General features: G+C 41.9%; 2 protein-coding genes. One reads left to right on the top strand and one right to left on the bottom strand.

The window, feature by feature from the left end:
* A partial coding sequence (locus tag R7R78_RS26740; RefSeq protein ID WP_225474686.1) for an AsnC family transcriptional regulator occupies positions 1–122 on the bottom strand: 122 nt, incomplete at its 3' end.
* 322 nt (positions 123–444) lie between these two features.
* Between R7R78_RS26740 and R7R78_RS26735 the strand changes: the two genes are divergently transcribed.
* The gene (locus tag R7R78_RS26735; RefSeq protein ID WP_005466428.1) at positions 445–612 is read left to right on the top strand and encodes a hypothetical protein; all 168 of its coding nucleotides are present in this window, start codon (positions 445–447) and stop codon (positions 610–612) included.
* Positions 613–671: the final 59 nt, after the last annotated feature.

The following is a 671-nucleotide window of genomic DNA, read 5'->3' as shown; positions in this document are numbered from 1 at the left end:
CGATCTGAGCACGGCGACGTGGTTAAGTTAATCTGCTTCGCCAGTTCGACGACTGGAATTCGCCCGCGTGAATGAAGCACTCTCAAAATATGCAGATCAATCCTGTCTAATTGGTAGCTCATCAACACATCCTTGTAACAACTCAGGGAGCTTTACATTAATCGTTACCGTTATGTTTGCAAACTAACAAATGAACAACGTGTGAATTCCGCTTAGTTTTAACGTTTGCTTAGCACAAAAAGCCATCATCAACCTAAAAACACATCCTACTTGTTAACATAAGTTTATAAATAACAAAGGCACTCACACGGCTTTTATAAGAGAAAAATCGGTGTGAATGAAAAAGTGAAACGATGAACTTTGCAGAGAATAAAGTGAGCTATAAACAGAAGAAATGAGCCAAATAGTAAGGCAATAATAGGAAAAATTATTGAGGAAAAAGCAATGTTAACCTTACAACTGGCGTACAAACCGTTTGGTGTTGGCGAATGGACATACACCACGGTTTCTCACGAAGTCGCGAAGTTTTTAGCACGTGAATACGCATCTTATGGCTGGCCAGTGATGATCGACGGATCGCCCTACTCCAACGAAGAACCTTTAGCAGCGTAACGTTAAACTACAGAGCGGCCGATACGTGTCTTGCCGGGTGAGGTACCACTTCACCGATT

Source organism: Vibrio sp. 2134-1 (assembly GCF_033339495.1).
The sequence above is the reverse complement of the archived record's forward strand: the minus strand, read 5'-3'. Positions and strand labels throughout refer to the sequence as shown.